General features: G+C 70.3%; 18 protein-coding genes. 11 read left to right on the top strand and 7 right to left on the bottom strand.

Annotated elements, in window-relative coordinates:
* The first annotated feature begins 227 nt into the window (after window positions 1-227).
* A complete protein-coding gene (locus tag ACFO6S_RS10435) occupies window positions 228-836 on the top strand; it encodes a hypothetical protein (RefSeq protein WP_378416644.1) in 609 nt (202 codons plus the stop codon).
* 67 nt (window positions 837-903) lie between these two features.
* Here ACFO6S_RS10435 and leuA read toward each other — a convergent pair whose 3' ends face one another.
* Window positions 904-2580 carry a 2-isopropylmalate synthase gene (gene leuA / locus ACFO6S_RS10440; RefSeq protein ID WP_378416931.1) on the bottom strand — a complete coding sequence of 559 codons (1677 nt, stop codon included), beginning with the start codon at window positions 2578-2580 and terminating at the stop codon, window positions 904-906.
* 194 nt (window positions 2581-2774) lie between these two features.
* On the opposite strand from leuA, the gene ACFO6S_RS10445 reads away from it, so the two are divergent.
* Entirely contained in the window at window positions 2775-3506 is a 732-nt protein-coding gene (locus tag ACFO6S_RS10445) for a FadR/GntR family transcriptional regulator (protein WP_378416646.1), read from the top strand.
* An 11-nt stretch (window positions 3507-3517) separates the two neighbouring features.
* Here ACFO6S_RS10445 and ACFO6S_RS10450 read toward each other — a convergent pair whose 3' ends face one another.
* Together ACFO6S_RS10450 and ACFO6S_RS10455 are read right to left on the bottom strand one after the other, a co-directional pair.
* Window positions 3518-4702 (bottom strand): lysylphosphatidylglycerol synthase transmembrane domain-containing protein, encoded by a 1185-nt coding sequence (locus ACFO6S_RS10450; protein ID WP_378416648.1) that lies wholly within the window; start codon window positions 4700-4702, stop codon window positions 3518-3520.
* A gap of 54 nt (window positions 4703-4756) precedes the next feature.
* Window positions 4757-6211, bottom strand: a complete 1455-nt coding sequence (locus ACFO6S_RS10455; RefSeq protein WP_378416933.1) for an adenylate/guanylate cyclase domain-containing protein — start codon at window positions 6209-6211, stop codon at window positions 4757-4759.
* A 235-nt stretch (window positions 6212-6446) separates the two neighbouring features.
* Here ACFO6S_RS10455 and ACFO6S_RS10460 point away from each other — a divergent pair, with 235 nt between their 5' ends.
* Complete coding sequence (locus tag ACFO6S_RS10460; RefSeq protein ID WP_378416649.1) at window positions 6447-7607, top strand: AI-2E family transporter; 1161 nt, start codon at window positions 6447-6449, stop codon at window positions 7605-7607.
* Between the two features lie 46 nt (window positions 7608-7653).
* Entirely contained in the window at window positions 7654-8316 is a 663-nt protein-coding gene (locus tag ACFO6S_RS10465) for a DUF1707 SHOCT-like domain-containing protein (RefSeq protein WP_378416934.1), read from the top strand.
* Between the two features lie 21 nt (window positions 8317-8337).
* On the opposite strand, the gene ACFO6S_RS10470 is transcribed toward ACFO6S_RS10465, so the two are convergent.
* From ACFO6S_RS10470 to trmB, 3 genes are read right to left on the bottom strand one after another with little or no spacing between them, the layout of a single operon-like run.
* The gene (locus ACFO6S_RS10470; RefSeq protein WP_378416651.1) at window positions 8338-11211 is read right to left on the bottom strand and encodes an MMPL family transporter; all 2874 of its coding nucleotides are present in this window, start codon (window positions 11209-11211) and stop codon (window positions 8338-8340) included.
* Window positions 11211-11909 carry an NYN domain-containing protein gene (locus tag ACFO6S_RS10475; protein ID WP_378416652.1) on the bottom strand — a complete coding sequence of 233 codons (699 nt, stop codon included), beginning with the start codon at window positions 11907-11909 and terminating at the stop codon, window positions 11211-11213. The genes ACFO6S_RS10470 and ACFO6S_RS10475 overlap by 1 nt, the downstream gene beginning before the upstream one ends.
* The gene (gene trmB / locus ACFO6S_RS10480; protein WP_378416935.1) at window positions 11906-12685 is read right to left on the bottom strand and encodes a tRNA (guanosine(46)-N7)-methyltransferase TrmB; all 780 of its coding nucleotides are present in this window, start codon (window positions 12683-12685) and stop codon (window positions 11906-11908) included. Before trmB ends, ACFO6S_RS10475 begins: the two co-directional genes overlap by 4 nt.
* 285 nt (window positions 12686-12970) lie before the next feature.
* Between trmB and ACFO6S_RS10485 the strand changes: the two genes are divergently transcribed.
* The 7 genes from ACFO6S_RS10485 (at window position 12971) to epsC (ending at window position 20462) form a co-directional block, all read left to right on the top strand.
* Window positions 12971-13750: a hypothetical protein gene (locus ACFO6S_RS10485; RefSeq protein ID WP_378416653.1), complete on the top strand. Its 780-nt coding sequence runs from the start codon at window positions 12971-12973 to the stop codon at window positions 13748-13750.
* Window positions 13743-15248, top strand: coding sequence for a hypothetical protein (locus ACFO6S_RS10490; protein WP_378416655.1), 1506 nt, complete (start codon window positions 13743-13745; stop codon window positions 15246-15248). Before ACFO6S_RS10485 ends, ACFO6S_RS10490 begins: the two co-directional genes overlap by 8 nt.
* A 46-nt stretch (window positions 15249-15294) precedes the next feature.
* Entirely contained in the window at window positions 15295-15591 is a 297-nt protein-coding gene (locus tag ACFO6S_RS10495; RefSeq protein WP_378416657.1) for a DUF6802 family protein, read from the top strand.
* Between the two features lie 265 nt (window positions 15592-15856).
* Window positions 15857-16567: a hypothetical protein gene (locus ACFO6S_RS10500; RefSeq protein WP_378416659.1), complete on the top strand. Its 711-nt coding sequence runs from the start codon at window positions 15857-15859 to the stop codon at window positions 16565-16567.
* 365 nt (window positions 16568-16932) lie between these two features.
* Entirely contained in the window at window positions 16933-18759 is a 1827-nt protein-coding gene (locus tag ACFO6S_RS10505) for a phosphoenolpyruvate carboxykinase (GTP) (protein WP_378416660.1), read from the top strand.
* Window positions 18760-18936: 177 nt separating this feature from the next.
* The gene (cysK, locus tag ACFO6S_RS10510; RefSeq protein WP_378416661.1) at window positions 18937-19872 is read left to right on the top strand and encodes a cysteine synthase A; all 936 of its coding nucleotides are present in this window, start codon (window positions 18937-18939) and stop codon (window positions 19870-19872) included.
* A 5-nt stretch (window positions 19873-19877) separates the two neighbouring features.
* Window positions 19878-20462 (top strand): serine O-acetyltransferase EpsC, encoded by a 585-nt coding sequence (epsC, locus tag ACFO6S_RS10515; RefSeq protein ID WP_378416662.1) that lies wholly within the window; start codon window positions 19878-19880, stop codon window positions 20460-20462.
* A 15-nt stretch (window positions 20463-20477) separates the two neighbouring features.
* On the opposite strand, the gene ACFO6S_RS10520 is transcribed toward epsC, so the two are convergent.
* Entirely contained in the window at window positions 20478-21440 is a 963-nt protein-coding gene (locus ACFO6S_RS10520) for a cation diffusion facilitator family transporter (protein ID WP_378416664.1), read from the bottom strand.
* Window positions 21441-21539: the final 99 nt, after the last annotated feature.

A 21539-nucleotide genomic window follows, 5' to 3' on the forward strand; every position in this document is an offset into this window, starting at 1 on the left:
CTTCCCGCAACCCGATGTGATCCGCACCACTGGAGGCAGGTCGGGGAAATCATCGAATAGATTTCTTACTTCTCGGTAAGTTCCCGTGATAGGTTCGCGTTGCTTCGCAGCTTTTGTCTGGTTTGTCCGTACACCTGGGGCTACCGCGTATTCACCTCGGCTGCACCCGATCTCCGGGCGGCTTGGTGGAAATCGGCGCCCCGACATGGAAGCCAAGGAGAAAACCTTTGTCGAAGAAGACGACCATCGCCCGTCGTGCCGCCGCCGCCGCGGCACTCACCGGCGCCCTCGCCCTCGCTCTGCCGGGCATCACGTCCGCGGCCCCGACCGGCGAGGTGCCGGACCCGAAGATCTCGGCAAGCGCCGACGGTGATGTCATCGACATGAAACTCACGCAGACGAGTGCCGGTCAGGGCGTCATGTGCGTGCCGATCATCCTCGCCGCGAACGATGCGCTGCCCCTCGCCGCGATGCCGAAGGACCAGTGGCCCGGCTTCTCCGAACTCCTGGGCAAGGTCTACTACGTCGGCAGTCCGACATCCGATGCGTCGCCCACGGTGGAGAGCACCACCGGGGGTGAGGGCAACACGGGCCTGCTCAAGCCGATCACGCCCGGCGCCTACGCCGTGGTCGGCGCGTGCGTCGACGGTGCCGAACAGGACGCCGTCCTGTCGTACAGCTACCAGGTCGTGTTCTCCCCGGGCGGCGTCGGCAGCCTTGGTCAGGCACTGGACCTGGGCAGCTCCACCCTCGAGATGGACGGCGGCAGCACCGTCATCGCGGACCTGCTGACCAGCGGCGCAGGCAGCAGCATGCTGTCCTCCAGCCTCAGCTGACGGCTCCTCCACCCGGCGCCAGCCGAAACACGCTCGAGCGAAGCGTGTTTCGGCCGGCGCCGTAGCGTCATGCCGGCCGCGGCGCCGCCGCCCGGGTGGTGGCGGCCAGCACGGCGCGCAACGCAGAGGCCGCAACGGACCGGTCGAGCCCGATGCCCCAACGCGCCGTCCCGCCGCTGCTGCACAGCGCGTACGTCACCGCCCGGCTGTCACTGCCCGCACCCACCGAGTGCTGCACGAGCGAGAGCACCTCGGCGGGGCGGCCGTGATCGGACAGGATCCGCACGAGTGCGTCCACCGGTCCGCTGCCGAACGCCGCACCGGCGAGTGTCGTCCCGTCGAACTCGGCATGTACCTGCAGGCGGTCACCGTCGTCCTGGTGCTCAACCGACCACCGGTCGAGCGTGCCGTCGAAGCCGTACTCCGCGTGGAGCAACTCCCACAGCTGCGCCGCGGTGACTTCCGCGCCGCTGCCGTCGGACGCCTGCTGCACCCGTTTCGCGAAGTCGATCTGCAACGGTCGCGGCAGGTCGAGCCCGTACCCCGTCTGGAGCAGGTACGCGATTCCGCCCTTGCCGGACTGGCTGTTGACCCGGATCACCGCCTCGTAGTCGCGGCCCACGTCGCGGGGGTCGATCGGCAGGTACGGCACGTCCCAGGGCGCCTGTCCCGGCTCGACGCCGGCCGCCTCGGCGCTCGTGTGGTGGTGCGCGAACCCCTTCTTGATGGCGTCCTGATGGGTCCCGGAGAATGCGGTGTAGACCAGGTCGCCGCCGTAGGGGTGTCGCTCGTGCACGGCGATCCTGTTGCAGTACTCCACGGTTCGGCGCACCGCGTCGATGTCGGTGAAGTCGATCATCGGGTCGACGCCCTGTGCGTGCAGGTTCAGTGCGAGTGTCACCAGGTCCACGTTGCCGGTTCGCTCGCCGTTCCCGAACAGGCAGCCCTCCACTCGTTGTGCGCCGGCCAGCACTGCCAGTTCTGCGCACGCGACGCCGGTTCCGCGGTCATTGTGCGGGTGCACCGACAGGATCACCGAGTCGCGTCGGGCCAGGTTCCGGTGCATGTACTCGATCTGATCGGCGTAGACGTTCGGCGTCGAAACCTCCACCGTCGCAGGCAGGTTGTGGATCACGGGCCGGTCCTCGCTGGCGTCCCACAGCTCGGTGAGGCTGTCGCACACCTGCAGCACGAAGTCCGGTTCGGTCAGGTTGAACACCTCGGGGGAGAACTCGTAGCGGATGCCCGGCTGGTGGTCACCGCCTCGGGCGACGTCCTGCGCGGCGTCGAAGATCAAGCGGTGCAACCTGTCCCGGTCGTGGCCGAGCACCACCTGACGCCAGGTCGGGGCGGTCGCGGTGTACATGTGCACCACCACGTCCGGCAGCCCGCGTACCGACTCGTAGGTGCGCTCGATCAGGTCGGTGCGGGCGGCGGTGAACACCACGATCGTGACGTCGTCCGGCACGAGGTCCGCGGTGACCAGTTCGCGCACGAAGTCGAAGTCGGTCTGGCTGGCCGACGGGTAGCCGACCTCGATCTCCTTGTAGCCCATGGCAACCAGCTGCTCGAACAGTCGGCGTTTGCGGGCTGGATCCATCGGTTCGGCGAGTGCCTGGTTGCCGTCGCGCAGGTCCACCGGTACCCACAGCGGGGCCGTCGTGGTGCGGTTCGACGGCCAGGTGCGCTCGGTGAGCGGTACCGGCACCCGGTCGGTGTACGGGCGGTAGCGGTGCGACGGCATGGCGGACGGGGTCTGGCGATTCCAGTTCACGGGGGAGCTCCTGATGTGGGCGGTCGGTCGACCGGCACGGCGGAACCCCGCGGCGGGGAGCCGGTCCGGTCAGGCCCCGCCGCGGCTGCCGAGGAGGAGAACCCGAGTGGCCACGAGCGGTACGCTAGGCGAGATCTACTTGTCTGACAACCTGAGGAGAGAATTTGGCGTCGCCACTACGGCGCAACCTGCTGGCCGATCAGGCCGCCGACCTGCTCCTGTCCCGGCTGGGTGCAGGCGAGTGGGACGTCGGGGCGAGGCTGCCGGGGGAGACCACCCTCGCGGCCGAACTGGGGGTCGGCCGGTCCACCGTCCGGGAGGCGCTGCGGATGCTCGCCGGCCAGGGCCTGCTGCGCTCGCGGCAGGGCATCGGAGTCTTCGTCGAGCGCACCGAACCCGTCGCAGACGGGTGGACGAACGTGCTGCGCGGCGCGGCCATCGCCGCGGTCGTCGAGGTCCGAAACGCCATCGAGGTCGAGGCGGCGCGGCTCGCCGCCCGGCGAGCCACCGATGCGGACGTGCGGTCGCTGCGCCGCGCCCTCGACCTGCGGGCCGCTGCATTCGACAAGGGTGACGCGGAGTTCGTGGCGGCCGACGTCGAGGTGCACCGCGCGATTGTCGTCGCGGCCCACAACCCGGTGCTGACCGAGCTGTTCGAGACCTTCGTGCCGAGGCTGACGGAGGCGATGATTGAGATGATCGAGCTGCTGGGTTTGCGCCGTCGGGATCCGGCTCCCGACGCGGACGACCACCACCTACTGGTGGAGGCGATTGCGGCGGGCGACGCCGAGGCCGCCGCGCGGATCAGCCGGGCACACCTCGATGCAATGCTCGGCGCATTGAACGACGGATGTGCACCCGCCGAACCCGGAACGAATGCGAGATTCGGTCGGTAGGGGGGTGGCGGTCAGTTGGGGTCTTGGCGCCCGCTCGTGGGGTCGGACAGGTGGTCGCGGCCGGGGTCTGTGGACCGGTCCCGTTCGTGCAGCGCCTTCTGCTCGCTGCGCTCGAGTTCGACGTCGAAGTGCAGGTCCTCGTGCTGGTGCGCACGGAAGAGCACCAGGAAGACGATCCAGCCGACCAGCGCCACCAGGATGAAGCTCACGCCCCGGTAGACGAACGCGGCCGCGACGGCCTGCGAGGCGCTGATGCTCGCCGCGGTGGTCAGCGTCGCGATCAGGGTGGCGTCGACGAACACCAGCCCGCCCGGCGCCAGCGGGATGGTGGCCACGGCCTTGCCGGCCGCGAACGCGATCAGCAGCCCTGCCGGGAGCGGGTCCGCGCCGATCGCGTAGCAGGCGAAGGCCAGGCACGCGACGTCGCCGAGCCGGTGCACCGCGGACCACCCGAGTGCCAGCGCGCCGTCCTTGCGGCCGAGTCGCACCGAGTCGAGTTGACTGAGCATCTCCGAGACTGCATGCATCCCGGTCCCGGAGGGCTTGCCGCGGACCGCGTTGACCCGCGTCAGCAGCCACCGGGCCGCGGCCTCGATCGAGCTGGGGTGGGTGCTGACGTACCGGACACCGAGGATCAGCCCGATCAGCCCGGCGACCGAGAACGTGAGGGTGAACGGGCTGACGGACCCGCCGACCAGCAGCGCGCCGCCCAGTCCGAGCAGCGCCAGTCCGATGCCCGCGATCACCCCGGAGATCGCCAGCTGCCACGACGCCACCACCGGGCTCGCGCCCCAGCGCCGGGTCTCGCGGTAGGTGAACGCGGTGGAGAAGACCTGCCCGGCCGGCAGCGTCACCGCCATCGCGGTGGAGGCGTAGACGACGGACTCCGACTTGCGCTGGCTGACATCGACCCCACCGGCGTGGAGGAGTTGCTTCTGCACGCGCCCGTACCCGCTCAGCGACACGGCCTGGGCCACGATGCAGGCGGCCAGCCAGCCCCAGTGAATCTCCGTGAGGGCCGTCCAGGACTCGTGCAGGCGCGGCCACAGGTACACGCCCTCGCCGACGAGCAGCGCGATCAGCGCCAGCCCGGCGGCCCATCGGAGCCACCGGAATCGGCCGCGGGGACGTTCGTCCGCCGGCGCGTCCCGGTTGCGGGGGTCGCCCCCAGGCGGGTCGGGCTGCGGCGCTACCACTAGCTCAGACTAGCCAAACGAACGCCGATAATCCGAACCGCAAGTGCCGTCGGGTCAGGGATATCTCACCGGATGCGCGAGGTCTGTGAGCCTGGTCCGACCCCGCAGCATCACCTGGTCGCCGAGTTCCCACTGCGCCTGTTCCTCCTCGTCGGCGAAATACAGCGCGCCGGTCGAGGCCAGCACCCGGCTGGGGTGCAGCTTGGCCAGCTCGGTGAGGCGGGACGCCTCGTTGACCGGGTCGCCGATCACGGTGTACTCGAACCGCTCGGCGGCACCGATGTTGCCGGCCACTGCCAGCCCGGCGGAGACGCCGATGCCGATGTCCAGCCCGCTGATCTCGTCGAGTGCGAACCGCAGCTCCCGGGCCGCCGCGAGCGCCGCGGTGGGGGCGTCGGGCCGGTCCAACGGTGCGCCGAAGATCGCCAGGGCGGCGTCCCCCATGAACTTGTTGACGAAGCCGTGGTGCGTGTCGACGACCGAGACGACCACCCGGAAGAACTCGTTGAGCATGTCGACGACCTCGCCGGGCGGTCGCTCGGCGGCCGCCCCGGTCGAGCCCACCATGTCCACGAACAGCACCGCCACGAACCGGGTCTCGCCACCGAGTTCCGTACCGAACTGCAGCGCCCGGCGCGCCACGTCCTCGCCGACGTGCTGGCCGAACAGCTCCCGCAGCACCTGGCGCTCGGAGGCGTCCTCCATCATCCGGTTGAAGCCCACCTGCAGGCGGCCGATCTCGCTGCCGTCGAAGACCTCGACCTGCACGTCGGTGGCGCCGCGCTGGACGCGCTCGATGGCCTTGCGCAGCTGCCGGATCGGATCCGAGATCTGGCTGGCGGTGAGCATCGACAGGACGAATGCGACGGTGATGGCCATGCCGCACAGCAGCAGCGTCGCCACCGCCAGCGAGTCCGCGGTGAATGTCAGGTCGGTGCTCAGCTGGGTGGCGCACAGCAGGACGATCCCGATGACCGGCATCAGGGTGCCCAGGCCCCAGGTCATCGCCATCCGGGTGCCGACGCCGGGCGCCAGGGTCCGGTCGAACCGGCCCTCGCTCAGCGCGCGCGCGGCGACCGGCCGCAGGATGCGTTCGCCGAGCATGTAGGTGAAGCCGAACGTCGTGGTCGCGGCCAGGCTCACCGTCAACACCACCGCGATCGCGAGCGAGGGCATGTCCGAGATGGTCAGGGCGACGAACAGGATCCCGCCGACCACCCACAGCACCAGGTGCACGATTGCCTGCCGGAGCGGGGCGTGCAGCGCGGCCATCTGTTCGCTGCGGGTCGGCGGACCGCCACGCAGCTGCCAGAGGATCACCGACCGCAGCATCAGCGCGGCGGCGCCGAGACTCACCACGCCCGCCAGTGCCAGGTAGACACCGAAGACGATGCCGTTGCGGGCGCGGTCCCGGACGATGGCTTCCGAGACGGTGATCGGCAGGCCGTACCGGAGAAACGCCAGCACCAGCACCGCGCCGAAGAAGTTGGCAAGGATCATCGAACCCATGTAGAGCGGCCAACGGCTACGCATGGTCAGCGCTACCGCTCGATAGGAAGATGCCAGCACAACGACCAATTTAACTGTGTCGCGCCGATACCGGGTGCGCCGCGTCGGGGCACGGGCCCGCGGGTCGGCGGTATCGGCACAAATCGGGCGCCTCGGACCGCTGTCCGCGGTGACGCGACCCGCCCGCGGCTGCTGAACCGGGCCATTGCGGCCGCGCCCCGATAGGCTCGCCCGGATGACGGCTAACGAGCCGATTCCGACTCCCGGGCGGGGGACCGACGCGCTGTCGGTGCACCCGCTGGTGCGAATCGGCGCCGAGTGGGCGTGGCGGCTGCTGGTGCTGTTCGCGGCGCTGGTGACGCTGGGCTACATCGTGTCGAAGCTCGAGACGGTGCTGATCCCGGTGGGTCTGGCGCTGCTGGCGTCCGCGTTGCTGGTGCCGCTGGTGGACTGGCTGCAGAGCCGCGGCGTCCCGCGGTCCGCGGCGGTGGTGCTGGTCCTGGTCGCGGGCATCGGAGTCGTCGCCGGCATCCTGGCCTTCGTCGTCCAGCAGTTCGTCGAGGGCCTGCCCCAGCTCAGCGACCAGTTCACGCAGTCGATCACGCAGATCCAGGACTGGCTGACCGCCGGGCCCTTCCACTTCTCCGAGGAGCAGATCCGGCAGGCCGGCGACTCGGTGGTCACGGCCGTCCAGGACAACCGGGAGGCGCTGACCAGCGGCGCGCTCACCACCGCGACCGTCATCGGCGAGATCTTCACCGGCGCGCTGCTGACCCTGTTCACCCTGATCTTCTTCCTGTACGGCGGCGAGCAGGTCTGGGAGTTCGTCACCCGGATCGTCCCCACCGCCTCCCGCGCCCGGGTCCGGCTGGCCGGCAGCCAGGGTTTCGCCTCGCTGGTCGGCTACGTGCGGGCCACCGTCGTCGTCGCGGCGGCCGACGCGGTCGGTATCGGGGCCGGCCTGGCGATCCTGGGTGTCCCGCTGGCGCTGCCGCTGGCCTCGCTGGTGTTCATGGGCGCCTTCATCCCGATCGTCGGCGCGTTCCTCACCGGGTTCGTCGCGGTGTTCGTCGCGCTGGTGACCAAGGGCCTGGTGACCGCGCTGATCGTGCTCGGCATCATCATCGGGATCATGCAGCTCGAGGGTCACGTGCTGCAGCCGTTGCTGCTCGGGCGGGCGGTCCGTCTGCACCCACTGGCGGTGGTGCTGGCGATCACCGCGGGCATCGTGCTGGCCGGGATCGTCGGCGGTCTGCTCGCGGTGCCCGTCGTCGCGGTGCTCAACACCGCGATCCGGTCGCTGCTGGCCGACGACCCCGAGGCGGTCCTCGACGAGGTGGAGATCGACGACCCTCAGGTGCCGTTGTTCCCCGCGACCCCGGACGAGCCGAGGTAGGTCGGCGGACGCCTCTATCCTGGAGCGCATGGAGGCGAGGGAACCGGTGGCCGCGCGAGACCTGAGGGTCTCGGACGCGGAACGCGAACATGTCGGTGAGATGCTGCAACGGGCGGTGGGGCAGGGGTTGCTCTCGCTCGGCGAGTTCACCGAACGGATGGACACGGCGCTGGCCGCCAAGACCCGGGGCGAACTGAACGTGGTGCTCTACGACCTGCCCGGTGTGCAGTTGGTCGGCGACCACGGGCAGACGGCCGCGCCGCCGCCGGCCGCCGCGCAGCCCGCGTACCGGTCGGCCGGACAACCGCAGCCCGGGTACGGGCAGCCCGGTTACCCGCAGCCGTCGGGGCAGGTGGTGCGCGGCCGAATGTCGACGGTGACGCGCAAGGGGCGCTGGCAGGTGCCGCCGACGCTGCATCTGGACAGCCGGATGTCCCAGGTCACCCTCGACTTCAGCGAGGCCGTGATGGCGACCCAGGTGGTCGAGCTGACCGTCGACGACTACTGCAGCACCATCGTCCTGATCGTGCCCTCGGAGGCCACCGTGGATCTGAACGCGGTGGACACCGTCGCAGGCAGCGCGAACAACAAGGTGCGCACCGGACCGCCGATGGGTCCGCTGCACCTGGTGGTGCGCGGCCGGGTGCGGTTCGGGTCGATCACCGCGAAGCACCCGTTCGGGACCAGTTTTCGCCGAATGCTGAGCTGATCCCGCTGGGTCCGGGCCGGGTCAGTCGTGCCGACGCTGGCGGGCCAGCAGCTCGCTGACGCTGACGGTCGGCGTGCCCTCGGCGTGCCGATGCCGACCCGCGTTCGACCGATCCGTTGCGGCGGCCTCGTCCTCGTCGGCCTGCGCCGCGCGGGGCAGATCGGCCGCGGGCATGGCCTCGGTCTCGGCGATTCGCGGGGGCGGCTGGTACGCAGGTGCAGGTGCAGGTGCAGGTGCCGGTGTCGGCTGGTACGTCGGCGTCGCGATCCGGTGCTGGGCCCCGGGCTGGGCGGCCGGCATGGGTGCGGACTGCGGGTACACCGGCGGCGTCGGCGCGGCCGCGGAGCCGCCCCGCTGATGCGGCGCATTCGATGCCCCACCCTGCGCCTTGGCCTGGCTGGGTACTCGCAGTTCCGACAACCAGCTCTCGATGGGCCGGTCAGCCGACGACGGCGCGGGCTTGGCGACGGGCTGCGCTTCCGTCGGGGCCGGCGTCGGGCGCAGCGCCCGACGCCCACCGGACGCCGGTGGGACCGGGATCGGTGCCGAGGGCGTCATCAGGGGGATCGGCTCGGTCAACGGCTCACCCAGCAGCGGCGTCGCCTCCTCGGCGATCCGGCGCGCGGCGGCGGTGCGTCCCGGCAGTACCCGTTCGACGGCGTCCCGGGTCAACGGGCGCGATCGCATGCTGGCGGTGTCCGCCATCGGCAGTGGTACGCCGACCGCCTCGATCTCCGGGACGTCTGCCGGTATCCGCTCGTCATCCAGGATCGGCTCACCCAGGCCCAGCTTCTCCTGGAAGCGCTTCATCCACGCCGGCGCCCACCAGCAGTCGTCACCGAGCATCTTCATCGTCGCCGGGACCAGGAACATCCGGATCAGGGTGGCATCGATGACCAGCGCCGCGATCATGCCGTAGGCGATGTACTTCATCATCACCAACTCGGAGAACGCGAACGCGCCGGTGACCACGATCAGGATCAGCGCGGCCGCGCTGATGATCCGGCCGGTGTGCGCGGTGCCGACCCGGACCGCCTCGGTGGTGCTCGCGCCCTGTGCGCGCGCCTCCACCATCCGGGACAGCAGGAACACCTCGTAGTCGGTGGACAGGCCGTAGATGATCGCCATGATCAGCACCAGCACCGGCGACATGATCGGCCCGGGAGTGAAGTTCATCCACGTGGCGCCGTTGCCGTCGATGAATATCCAGGTGAGGATGCCGAGGGTGGCGCCGAGGCCGAGTGCGGTCATCAGCACCGCCTTGATCGGCAGCACCAGCGACCCGAACGCCAGGAACATCAGCAGGGTCGTCAGCAGCACCACCATCGTCACCATCAACGGCAGGCTGTCCAGCAGCGCCCCGATCGAGTCCTGTTCGATCGCGGGCGTGCCGCCGACCAGCATCTGCACCCCGTCGGGCACGCTCATCGAGCGCAGGTAGTCGATGGTCGCCGCCGAGTCGTTGCGGTCCACCAGGCCGGCCTTGAGGACGGTCACGCCGTTCTTGGTCGGGTTGTTCACGGAGAACTTCTCGACCAGCCCGGGCGCCGCGCTCGCGGTCTTGACGATCTGTCCGAGGTCCTTGCTCTCGGCGCCGGAGACCACCAGCTTGATCGGCTCGGTCCGCTGGTTGGGGAACAGCTCGTCGAACTGCTCCTGGGCGACGCGCGTCACGTTGTCCGGCGGCAGGTAGGTCTCGTTGATGCCGCCGAACTTGATGCCGGAGATCGGGATGGTCAGCAGCAGCAGGCCGATGACGATCGGGATCGCGACCTTGAGCGGGTTCTTCATCACCCACTGCGTCAGCCTGCCCCAGAAGCTGTTCTCGATCTCGTCGGTGGTCTTGGTCTTGCGCATCCACTTGAGGCCGAGCGCGTCGACCCGGCGGCCGAGGATGCCGAGGATGGCGGGCAGCACGGTGACCGAGATGACGGCGGCCAGGATGACCGCGGCGATCGCGCCGTACGCCACCGACTTGAGGAAGCCCTGCGGGAAGATCAGCAGGCCGCCGAGGCTGGCGACGATCATGGTGGCGGAGAAGATGACGGTCCGGCCGGCGGTCATCACGGTCCGGCGCACCGCGTCGGCGGTGCTGTAGCCCTCGGCGATCTCCTCGCGGAACCGGCTGACCATGAACAGCCCGTAGTCGATGGCCAGGCCCAACCCGATCAGCGAGACCACCGGCACGACGAACCCGTTGACCTCGGTGAATCCGGTGATCAGCTTCACCACGCCGTTGGCGGCGATGACGGTGAGGCCGCCGACGATCAGCGGCAACGCGGCCGCGACGATGCCGCCGAAGATGAAGAACAGCAGGATCCCGACCGCGGGGATGGCCAGGATCTCCATCCGGTGCACGTCGTTGGCCATGGTGTCGTTGAGCGTGCTGGTGACCGGCTGCAGGCCGGCCAGCTGCACGTCGACGCCGTCTATGTAGAACTGGTCGCGAACCGCCTTGAAGTTGGCCGCGACCTCGGTGTCGTTGGCGCCGGCGATGCCGACGCTGGCGATGGCGTGGGTCTTGCTGGGGTCGGCCAGCGCGGCGATCTTGGTCTGCCAGTAGCTGCCGTTGACGGCGAGGATCTTGTCCGGATTGTTCTGAACCAACTGGTCCAGGTTCTGGGTGATCTTCGCCCCGAAGGCGGGGTCGTCGACCGTCTTGCCCTCGGGCGCGGTGTACAGCGCGACCACGTCGGCCTTGGTGTCGCGTCCGAAGGTGCCGTCCGCGAGCTTCGCGGCCGCCACCGATTCCGAGCCGGGGTCGTCCCAGCCGCTCTGGCTGAGGTTGTTTTCCAGCCCCAGACCGTATGCCCCGAGTCCGAGCAGCAGCGCAACCATCGCGCCGATGACCGTGTATCGGAGGCGGTAGACCAGGCGACCCCAGCTGTCGAACACTATTGGACTCCTTGACGCCCGAGCAGCAGAGCGGACAGTGGTCGGAACGGCTGGAGCCATGCGCCCTCGTCGGGCAGGGAGTCGAGGCTGACCCGCGGCAACGGCTCGCGGAAGACCCCGACGATGTCCTCGAGGTCGATGAACTCGAGGATCTCGGACGCGACCGCCCAGCTCGCGTGTTCACGGAAGCCGAGTACCTGCACCGGGACGCCGGTCGCGGCGATGTCCTCCAGCGGCTGGCGGAAGGCCTGGCCGTCGGCGGAGGCGACCATGATCCCGGCCAGGCCGCCCTCGCGGGCGCGCAGCGCGATGTGGGCCAGCATGTCGTCGTCGACGTCGCTGTCCTCGTCGACCTTCGGCTTGGCGAACACCGCGAAACCGACGTTGCGCAGCGCCTCGACCCAGGGTCGGACGACGTCGGCGCTGCCCTGCGCGATGTTGGTGAACACCGTCGCCTCGGGTTCGAGCCGCACGCCGCTGGTGCCGGACAGCTCGGCGGTGCGGGTCAGCAGCCACCGGCCCAGAGCGTCGAATCGGGGTCGGTAGGCGGCGGTGGGCCGGCCACCGAGAATCGCGCCGAGGCCCATGTCCAGGTTCGGGGCGTCCCAGACCAGCAGCACGCGCTTCGGCTGGCGGACCTCTCCGATGGGCGCGACGGCCCCCGGCTCGGTGTCGGGCAACCGTTCGCTCACGCTCATCCTTGGACCTTTCCCCAGATCAGTTCGGTGATCGGACGGCCGACGCGGTGCGCCTTGTCCTCGAACTTGGTGACCGGTCGCTCGTGGGTCATCGGCGACTCCGCCGCGCCCTGCGCCAGTTCGTCCCAGCTCAGCCTGGTCAGGAGGGGTTCGGCGTCGCCGGTCTCCGCGATCCACTCGGCGTACTCGGCGTGATCGGTGGCCACGTGCAGCACGCCGCCGGGCATCAACTTCTCGGCGATCAGCTTGAACGTCGGCGCCTGCAGCAGCCGCCGCTTGTGGTGACGCGCCTTGGGCCACGGGTCGGGAAAGAAGACCCGGGCCCCGGTCAGTGACCCGTCGGCCAGCATGTTCTCCAGCACGTCCATCGCGTCGCCGCGCAGCACCCGGATGTTCTGGATCGACTCGCGCTCGATGGCCTGCAGCAGCTGGGCGAGGCCGGGGCGGTACACCTCGACGGCCAGCAGGTTTGCGTGCGGCTCTGCCTTGGCCATCGCGGTGGTCGCGGTGCCGGTGCCACAGCCGATCTCGACGATGGTCGGCGCCTCACGACCGAACCAGGCCGCGGTGTCCAGCGGCTCGTCCGAGACGTCGGCGCCGATCACCGGCCACAGGCGGTCCCAGGTCAACTGCTGGGAATCGGTCAGGGCGCCACGGCGCGAGCGGAAACTTGTCACCCGGGGATGCAGGCGGGAGCCCTGTTCTTCGGGGCCGCTCACCCTGGGTTCGGCGTCATTCACCGCACCATTGTCACGCATGACCGCGGTTTCTGGCAGCGGGGTCTGACCTAAGAGTCGAGACTTTTCGGCTCCCGCGTGCCGGAATCCGCGCCGCGCAGCGCCCCGAGCTGGGTGTTTGCGCTTGGGGTGAAATGCAGGACTCGGCGTACCTCACACTTTCGGCGCGTCGGATCCGGGGGAACTTGGTCGGGAGTCGCCGCGCACGACGACGAGAACTGCGATCATCTGTGCCTGAACGAGGGGTTCGGCTTCACAACTGCGACGGTCCAGGGGCGGGCGGCGCGGGCGGGGTCGGTTCACATGACACCGGGGGGTGGCGCGATGGCGTCGACAGGGGAGGAATGCCGGGCGGACGGGTCGCCGCTGGGCCCGGCAGGCGCGGCCGACGGCGGATTCGAGGCACTGCGTGCGGCGATCCACGGGTACGACGGCGGCGCCGCGGAACGGCTCGACGCCGCGGTCCACCGCTACCGACGGGGGATCTCCGCTCAGGTCACCGGCCGGGCCGGGGTCGGGCGGTCCGCGGTACTCGCGGCCCTGGCCGGCGTGGGCGCCACGGTGGAGCTCGTCGAGTCGGAGGCCTGGGACGTGCCGGGCACGTCCGACCCGGAACTGACCGGGGAGGTGGTGGTGCTGGTGCTGGCCGGTCCGCCGCGCCCCGCGGATCTGCGGGCGGCCCGCGCGGCCCCGCCGCGCTCGCTGGCGGTGCTGAACAAGTCGGATGCCCTCGACGACCCGGCCGCGCTCGCGGCGGCGGCCGGGTCGGAGCTGGGACTGGTGTGCCTGCCGGTCAGTGCCTGCGCCGGGCCGGACGGCGACGGCGACGGCGTCGACGTGGCGCGGGCCGCGGTGCGGGGGTTGGTGGACGCGGTGCGCGCGGACCGCGCGGCCGCCGTGCTCTCGGTGCTGCGGGGACTGACCGGGATGGCGACGGCCCGCGACGACGTGGAGGCCTACCTGGCCGGCGATGCGGGTGTGCGCCTCGCGGCCGACTCCCACCGGTCCTCGGCGGAGGGCCGCGCACCCGATCTCGAGCGGGCAGACCTCGCCCGCAGACGCAACCGGGTGCGGGCCGGGGAGCGGCGAGTCGGCCATGCCTGACCGGTCTCCGGACGCGACGGACGCGCTGGATCCGGCGGCCGCCGACGTCCTGCGCCGCTGGAACCCGTCCGTGCTGTCCGGAGGCCGTCCGCTCCCGTCCGAGACGGAACGGCCCACCGTGCTGGTGCTCGGTCCGCGGGGGAGCGGGCGTGGCACCCTGGCGGCGCTGCTCGGCAGGGGTGAGTCGGCGCCCTACTTCACCGAAGACGCGTCCCGGTCGGCGGACGCGATGCTGATGGTCCTCGACTCCGCCGGGCCGTTGGGGCGCGAGGAGTTGGCACTGCTCGAGCGTGCCTCCGGGCTGGCCGCGGGTCGCGTGGTGTTCGCACTGGCCAGGACCGATGCGCACGACGGCTGGGCGTCGGTCCTGCGTCGCGACGCCGCCCTGCTCGCCGCGCACGCGCCCCGGTTCGCGGCCGCACCGATCCATCCGGTGTCGGCGACGCGGATCGGGCCCGGCTCCGGAATCCCCGAACTGCGGTCGGCCCTGCGTGCGGCGCTCGACGCCGCCGACCCGGCGACGGGAGAGGCGGCCCGTGTCCGAGCCGGCGTCGAGCAGGCCCGGGAATGGGTGCGGGACGCGGTGTCGGTACTGGACCGGGACGAGGACACCGCGGCACTGCGTGCGCAGCGGGCCGTCGCCGTCGCGGACCGGGACGGCCGCCGCGCGGACGCCGCCGCGACGCTGCGGCGGCTGACCGCGCTGGCCCGGGTGGACCTGGTGCACGAGGTCGGCAGCCGGGTACGAGCGGTGTCGGCGGCGTCGTGCTCCGCGCTGGACCGCGGCGGCCGCGTCCAGGCGACGATGCACTCCGAGTACCTGCGATCGGAGGTTGCCAGGCTGACCTCTGCCGTCGATGCGGTCACCGCGGACCGGCTACGGCGAATGGCGGTGGAGGTCCTGGGTCCGGCGGCGGCCGGGTCGGGGGAGGCGGGAGGCAGGTCGTCCGCCGACGCGGGCTGGGTGCCTGCCGTCGAGTCGCCGGAACCACGCCGACGCGGGGTGGAGGACCGGCTGATGGTGGTGGTCGGGGCGTCGGCGGGGCTCGGGCTCGGACGGCTCCTGGCCGCGCCGCTGGCGAGGGTGCCGGCCCTCGAGCTCGTCGGCATTCCGGTGATGCTGCTGGTCGGCGGGCTGGCGGCCTGGTGGTTCACGCGGGCGCGCGGCGAGGCGGCGGATCGCGCGCACCTGCGGTCCTGGTCGGTCGACGCGCTGGCGCAGGTCCGGTCCGGGCTCGAACAGCGGGTCCTCGGACGGCTGGTGGACGCCGAGGCGCGGATCGCGGCCCAGGTGGCGGTCGAACACCGGGACCGGGTGCTCGAGACCGACGAGCGCCTGGCGGTGCTGGACCGGCGGCTGCGGGAGAGTGCGCAGCGGTCCGGGGCGCGGCGAGCGGCGTGCGAGCGGGACCTGGCAGTACTCGACCGGGTGCTCGGCGAGGACCGCGCGCCCGACCGCGAGGAACCGTCGGCGCTGTCGCCGCGTCCAAGCCCGTAGCAGCCGGTCGCGACGGGGCCGGGCCGGATGGCGAAGGGACGCGCCGATGATGCTGGACGAGACGCAGCTGTGCGTGCACGGGTTGGAAGAGGGCGCGGTCGACGCCGATCCGGGGCAGTGGGCGCTGCACGACCCGACCGTCGACCTCGACGGCGACGGAGTCCTCGACACCCGCGGCTACGCGGACGGCGACACCGTGCTGGTGGCGTCGGACCTGGACGGTAACGGCTACGCGGACCACCTGACGTCGGTCGACGGCGACGGTCGGTACGCGGCCTGGCAGGCGCAGCGGTCTGAGACCGGCGAACTGCGATGGGAGCGGACGGAAATCGGCAATCTGTAACGAGGAGATAACGGATCGCGTAGCGTTCGGCACCGGAGATCGGCGAGCTACGAGGCGACTCCATGCAGGAGCGAGTGCCCAGGTCGTGGTCGGTTTGACCGTTAGCGGGCGATTTGCGGAACCGGTTTCGTCAAACCGTTTGCATAACTGGACGGGCGTCCGTATAAACGTTCTGGTGTGACTCGTGTCACGATTCGTTACGAACCCTAAGTGGTTCCGCGCCCCGGGGGCCGGCGCCATGCACATGATCGAAATGGAGATCTACATGTCCCGTACTTCGATGCGTCGCGTCGCGGCCACCGCAGCGTCCGTCGCACTCGTGGCCACCGGTATGACCGTCGGCCTCGGCGCAGGTGCGGCCACCGCCGCCGAGACCTGCTCGCAGACGAGCCACGTCAGCAAGAAGGACGCCAGCACCTGGGGCGTCACGCACAACTACGACAAGACCGTCGACAAGGCCACGGCCAGCCCCGGCACCGAGGTCACCTACACCACGGTCGTCGGCACCACGGGCATCGGCAACCCCTACGTCAACACCATCAACGACATCCCGCCGGTCGGCTTCGCCGCCCCGGTCAAGGCGACCGTCACCGCGTACACCCCGCTCGGGCAGCAGGAGAACGAGGTCACCCCGACGCCGAACGGTGAGGGCTACAAGTTCACCAGCACCGGCTGGTTCGTCAACTCCGGCAACCCGGTCACGCTGAAGACCACCTACAAGGTGCCCACCTCGTTCCCGGCCGGCACCGTGACCAGCCGTGGCACCGGCGTTGCCGGCACCGTCGGCATCGCCAACGAGATGCCGCAGCTGACCGCGTGCTTCAACCTGCGCCTGCCGAACCCGGGCGAGGCGGCCCTGGGCAGCATGGACATGGCCGGCCTGGGCTCCGCCGAGGGCCAGCTGAGCTCCACCGGCTCGGTCAGCGACGTGCTCGGTGACACCATCATCAACGTCATCCAGAACTACGCCAGCTGATCCAGCCGACCGGCTGATCGGCTAGAACAGACACCTCCGTCCCCGGCCGTGTCGAGCGCCTGCGAGCGCTCGGCACGGACCGCGGGGCGGAGGTGTTTTCTGTTTCGACGGGGGCGTGGTCGCCGCCGGTGGGCGTCACTGAATCGGTCCTGTGACGGATCGGACCTGACCCGATTCTCTACCCGGCGTCAGACAGAGTTAATCTCTTAGATAGGACACCCGGCGCCCGTGTCTTCCGTTTGCGCTACGCGCCGACGGGGCAGCGGGAAGCACCCCGCCGAGAGGGGGCAATCGGTACGACCGCGCGCAGCCGTCAGGCGGCGGGTGCGGACGATCCGATTCCGGCACACCCCAGGGAGAGTTTGATGACCTCAGCGACCATTCCAGGTCTGAACGGAACTGACGGCACGCCCACCGCACATGGCGAGCTGCTCGCCTGGGTGCAAGAGGTCGCCGAGCTCACCCAGCCGGACCGCGTCGTCTTCGCGGACGGCTCGGACGAGGAGTGGGACCGTCTCACCGACGTGCTGGTGAAGGCCGGCACGTTCACCAAGCTCAACGACGAGAAGAAGCCGAACTCGTTCGTCGGCAACTCCGACCCGTCGGACGTGGCTCGGGTCGAGTCGCGCACCTACATCTGCTCCCGCGAGGAGATCGACGCCGGTCCGACCAACAACTGGATGGACCCGGCGGAGATGCGGTCGCTGATGACCGAGCTCTACCGCGGCTGCATGCGCGGCCGCACGATGTACGTGGTGCCGTTCTGCATGGGCCCGCTCGGCGCCGAGGACCCCAAGCTGGGCGTCGAGATCACCGACTCCGAGTACGTCGTCGTCTCGATGCGCATCATGACCCGCATGGGCTCCGCCGCGCTCGAGAAGCTCGGCACCGACAAGCCGTTCGTCAAGGCGCTGCACTCCGTGGGCGCGCCGCTCGCCGAGGGCCAGGCCGACGTGCCGTGGCCGTGCAGCGACACCAAGTACATCACCCACTTCCCCGAGGATCGCGAGATCTGGAGCTTCGGTTCCGGCTACGGCGGAAACGCCCTTCTCGGCAAGAAGTGCTACTCGCTGCGCATCGCGTCGGCGATGGCCCACGACGAGGGCTGGCTGGCCGAGCACATGCTCATCCTCAAGCTGATCTCGCCCGAGGACAAGGCGTACTACGTCGCGGCGGCCTTCCCGTCCGCGTGCGGCAAGACCAACCTCGCGATGATCCAGCCGACGATCCCGGGCTGGCGTGCCGAGACCCTCGGTGACGACATCGCGTGGATGCGTTTCGGTGAGGACGGCCGTCTCTACGCCGTCAACCCGGAGTTCGGTTTCTTCGGCGTCGCGCCGGGCACCAACCACGGCTCCAACCCGAACGCCATGAAGACGATCGAGGCCGGCAACACGCTGTACACCAACGTCGGCCTGACCGACGACGGCGACGTCTGGTGGGAGGGCCTCGAGGGCACCCCCGAGCACCTCACCGACTGGAAGGGCAACGACTGGACCCCCGAGTCCGGCGAGAAGGCGGCCCACCCGAACTCGCGCTACTGCACCCCGATGTCGCAGTGCCCGATCCTGGCCCCCGAGTGGGACGACCCGCAGGGTGTGCCGATCTCGGCGATCCTCTTCGGCGGCCGCCGCAAGACCACCGTTCCGCTGGTCAGCGAGTCCTTCGACTGGCAGCACGGCACCTTCCTCGGCGCGACGCTGTCCTCCGAGCAGACCGCCGCCGCCGAGGGCTCGGTCGGTACCGTCCGCCGCGACCCGATGGCGATGATCCCGTTCATCGGCTACAACGCCGGTGACTACATCAACCACTGGATCACCCTCGGCAAGAACGCGGACGCGGACAAGCTGCCGAAGATCTTCTACGTGAACTGGTTCCGTCGCGGCGCCGACGGCCGGTTCCTGTGGCCCGGTTTCGGTGAGAACTCCCGCGTGCTCAAGTGGATCATCGATCGCATCGAGCACAAGGCCGGCGCGCAGTCCACGCCGATCGGCTTCGTGCCGACCGCGGCGGACCTCGAGCTCACCGGACTCGACGTGGATGCCGCCGACGTCGAGGAGGCGCTGGCCGTCGACGTCGAGGAGTGGAAGAAGGAACTGCCGCTGATCGAGGAGTGGTTCGAGTTCCTCGGCGAGAAGGTGCCCTCGGGCATCAAGGACGAGTTCGAGGCGCTCAAGACCCGTCTGGGCTGATCGTCATCCCATCGAATGCCACACCGGAAACGGTGTGGCATTCGGTGTTTCCGGGGGTGGTGTTCTGTCCACCTGTTGGAATTGGTGCAATACCTGTAGCCCGTCACAGGTTGACGAGACAGAGGTTGACGACACAGTGGTCCGGCCGCCCCGCCGGACCCGAAGGAGGATCCACCCATGAGCAAGGTCTACGACAACGTCACCGAGTTGGTCGGGCGGACCCCGCTGGTGCGGCTCAACCGCCTGACCGAGGGCCTCGGCGCCCAGGTGATCGCGAAGTTGGAGTTCTACAACCCGGCCAACAGCGTCAAGGACCGGATCGGGGTCGCCATCGTCGACGCCGCCGAGGCCTCGGGCGAGCTGACGGCAGGTGGCACCATCGTCGAGGGCACCTCCGGCAACACCGGTATCGCCCTCGCCATGGTCGGCGCCGCGCGCGGCTACAAGGTCATCCTGACGATGCCGGAGACCATGTCGATGGAGCGCCGCGTCATGCTGCGTGCCTACGGCGCGGAGATCGTCCTCACCCCCGGCGCCGAGGGCATGGCCGGCGCCGTCGCCAAGGCCGAGGAGCTCGTCGCCAGCACCCCCAACGCGGTGCTGGCCCGCCAGTTCGCCAACGCGGCCAACCCGGAGATCCACGAGCGGACCACCGGCGAGGAGATCTGGGCCGACACCGCGGGCGCGGTCGACATCTTCGTCGCAGGCATCGGCACCGGCGGCACCCTCACCGGGGCCGGCCGCGCGCTGCGCAAGCACAACCCGGACGTGCAGATCGTCGGCGTCGAGCCGGCCGACTCGCCGATCCTCAACGGCGGCCAGCCCGGCCCGCACAAGATCCAGGGCATCGGCGCGAACTTCGTGCCGGAGGTGCTCGACCGGGAGCTGTACAACGAGATCATCGACGTCGAGTTCGACGACGCCGTGCGGGTCGCCCGCGCGCTCGGCACCGACGAGGGCATTCTCGGCGGGATCTCCGCAGGCGCCAACGTGTGGGGGGCGCTCGAGCTGGCCCGCCGCCCGGAGAACGCAGGCAAGGTGATCGTGGTGGTGGTGCCCGACTTCGGCGAGCGCTACATCTCCACGCCACTGTTCGAGCACATCCGGGGCTGAGACTCATGGGAGTGCTGCGCACGGTCCGGGAGGATCTGCAGGCCGCCCGCGGCCAGGACCCGGCCGCGCGCAGCAACATCGAGAACGCGCTGGTCTACTCGGGACTGCACGCGATCTGGTCGCACCGGGTGGCGCACCGGATGTGGGCGGTGCCTGCGCTGCGCGGTCCGGCGCGGGTGCTGGCCCAGCTCACCCGGTTCGCCACCGGCGTCGAGATTCACCCCGGCGCGACGATCGGCCGACGGTTCTTCATCGACCACGGCATGGGAGTGGTGATCGGGGAGACCACGGAGATCGGTGACGACGTGATGCTCTATCACGGGGTCACCCTGGGCGGGAAGTCGCTGGCCAGGACCAAGCGGCACCCGACGATCGGCAACCGCGTCACCATCGGGGCGGGCGCGAAGGTGCTGGGTCCGGTGCTGGTCGGTGACGACAGCGCGGTCGGCGCGAACGCCGTCGTCACCCGGGACGTGCCTGCCGACTCGATCGCGACCGGTATCCCCGCGGTGGTGCGCCGCCGCGGTGGCCGCCAGCACGAGCAGCTGGTGGACCCGACCAGCTACATCGACCCGGCGATGTACATCTGACCTCGGGGTCCGGTCTCACCCGTGGGGGTGGGTGAGGTCCGGGTCCCCCGGGGTGGACAGCGACAGCACCGCCGCGCGGATGTGCGGATGCCGTTCGAGGGCTCGCTCGCAGCGGTCGAGGCGGTCCGCGATGGTGTGCTCGGGAGCGTCACCGACCAGGTCGACGGCGCCGACCAGGAACACCTGGCGCGGGCCGAGGTACTCCATCCGCAGCATCGTCACCCGCTCGACCTCCGGCAGGTCCAGCAGCGCCCGCAGGCCGGCCTCGCGCAACTGCGGCGACGCCTCCTCGCCGACGAGGAACCGTCGGTTCCTGTCGATGAGGATCACCGCGACCACCCCGAGCAGGACGCCCACGAGGATCGATCCGATCGCGTCGGGGACCGGCGAGCCGGTCACCTGGTGCAGCAGCACGCCCGCGAACGCGATCACCAGACCGATCAGTGCCGCGGCGTCCTCGGCGAAGACCGCGCGTACCGTCGGATCTGAGGTCTTGAGGGCGTGCTCGAGCAGGTCGCGATCCGCGGACGCCGCCTCGCTGCGCACCTGCCGGTAGGCCTGCCGGAACGAGATCGCCTCCAGCACAAAGGCGATGGCGAGCACCACGTACGCCACTCCGAAGTCGGTCGCCGGTTCCGGGTGGAAGAGCTCCTGGATGCCGTGCGTGATCGACACCCCCGCGCCGAGCGCGAACAGGCCGAGCGCGGCGAACATCGACCAGACGTAGGCCTCGCGGCCGTATCCGAGGGGGTGCGCCGAGTCCGCCCGGTGCCGGGACCGCCGGCCCGCGATCAGCAGCAGCACCTCGTTGCCGGCGTCCGCCCACGAATGGGTGGCCTCGGCGACCATCGACGCGGACCCGGTCACCACGGCCGCCGCCGACTTGGCCACGGCGATCGCGAGATTCGCGCCGAAGGCGAGCAGCACCGTCACGGCGCTCTCGCGGTCGCCGTCCGGCGTGGGGTCGGGTTCGGTCATGGCGCGAACGATACGACGCGACGGGTGCCCGTCGTTGGACCGACACCGCGGCGCCGCACTTTGTGGAATTGCTTACGGATTCACCGAGTTCGGCAGATT

This window comes from Rhodococcus kronopolitis (genome assembly GCF_042654025.1).
In the GTDB taxonomy this organism is placed as follows: domain Bacteria; phylum Actinomycetota; class Actinomycetes; order Mycobacteriales; family Mycobacteriaceae; genus Rhodococcus_G; species Rhodococcus_G kronopolitis.

Bases quoted from the DNA above. Each gene is read 5' to 3' on its own strand.
- leuA (WP_378416931.1), bottom strand. From the start codon at position 2,580: ATGCCGTCGCACCGCTACCGCCCGTACACCGACCGGGTGCCGGTACCG.
- ACFO6S_RS10455 (WP_378416933.1), bottom strand. From the start codon at position 6,211: ATGGGTTCGATGATCCTTGCCAACTTCTTCGGCGCGGTGCTGGTGCTG.
- ACFO6S_RS10460 (WP_378416649.1), top strand. From the start codon at position 6,447: ATGACGGCTAACGAGCCGATTCCGACTCCCGGGCGGGGGACCGACGCG.
- ACFO6S_RS10475 (WP_378416652.1), bottom strand. From the start codon at position 11,909: ATGAGCGTGAGCGAACGGTTGCCCGACACCGAGCCGGGGGCCGTCGCG.
- ACFO6S_RS10485 (WP_378416653.1), top strand. From the start codon at position 12,971: ATGGCGTCGACAGGGGAGGAATGCCGGGCGGACGGGTCGCCGCTGGGC.
- ACFO6S_RS10490 (WP_378416655.1), top strand. From the start codon at position 13,743: ATGCCTGACCGGTCTCCGGACGCGACGGACGCGCTGGATCCGGCGGCC.
- ACFO6S_RS10495 (WP_378416657.1), top strand. From the start codon at position 15,295: ATGATGCTGGACGAGACGCAGCTGTGCGTGCACGGGTTGGAAGAGGGC.
- ACFO6S_RS10500 (WP_378416659.1), top strand. From the start codon at position 15,857: ATGTCCCGTACTTCGATGCGTCGCGTCGCGGCCACCGCAGCGTCCGTC.
- ACFO6S_RS10505 (WP_378416660.1), top strand. From the start codon at position 16,933: ATGACCTCAGCGACCATTCCAGGTCTGAACGGAACTGACGGCACGCCC.
- cysK (WP_378416661.1), top strand. From the start codon at position 18,937: ATGAGCAAGGTCTACGACAACGTCACCGAGTTGGTCGGGCGGACCCCG.
- epsC (WP_378416662.1), top strand. From the start codon at position 19,878: ATGGGAGTGCTGCGCACGGTCCGGGAGGATCTGCAGGCCGCCCGCGGC.
- ACFO6S_RS10520 (WP_378416664.1), bottom strand. From the start codon at position 21,440: ATGACCGAACCCGACCCCACGCCGGACGGCGACCGCGAGAGCGCCGTG.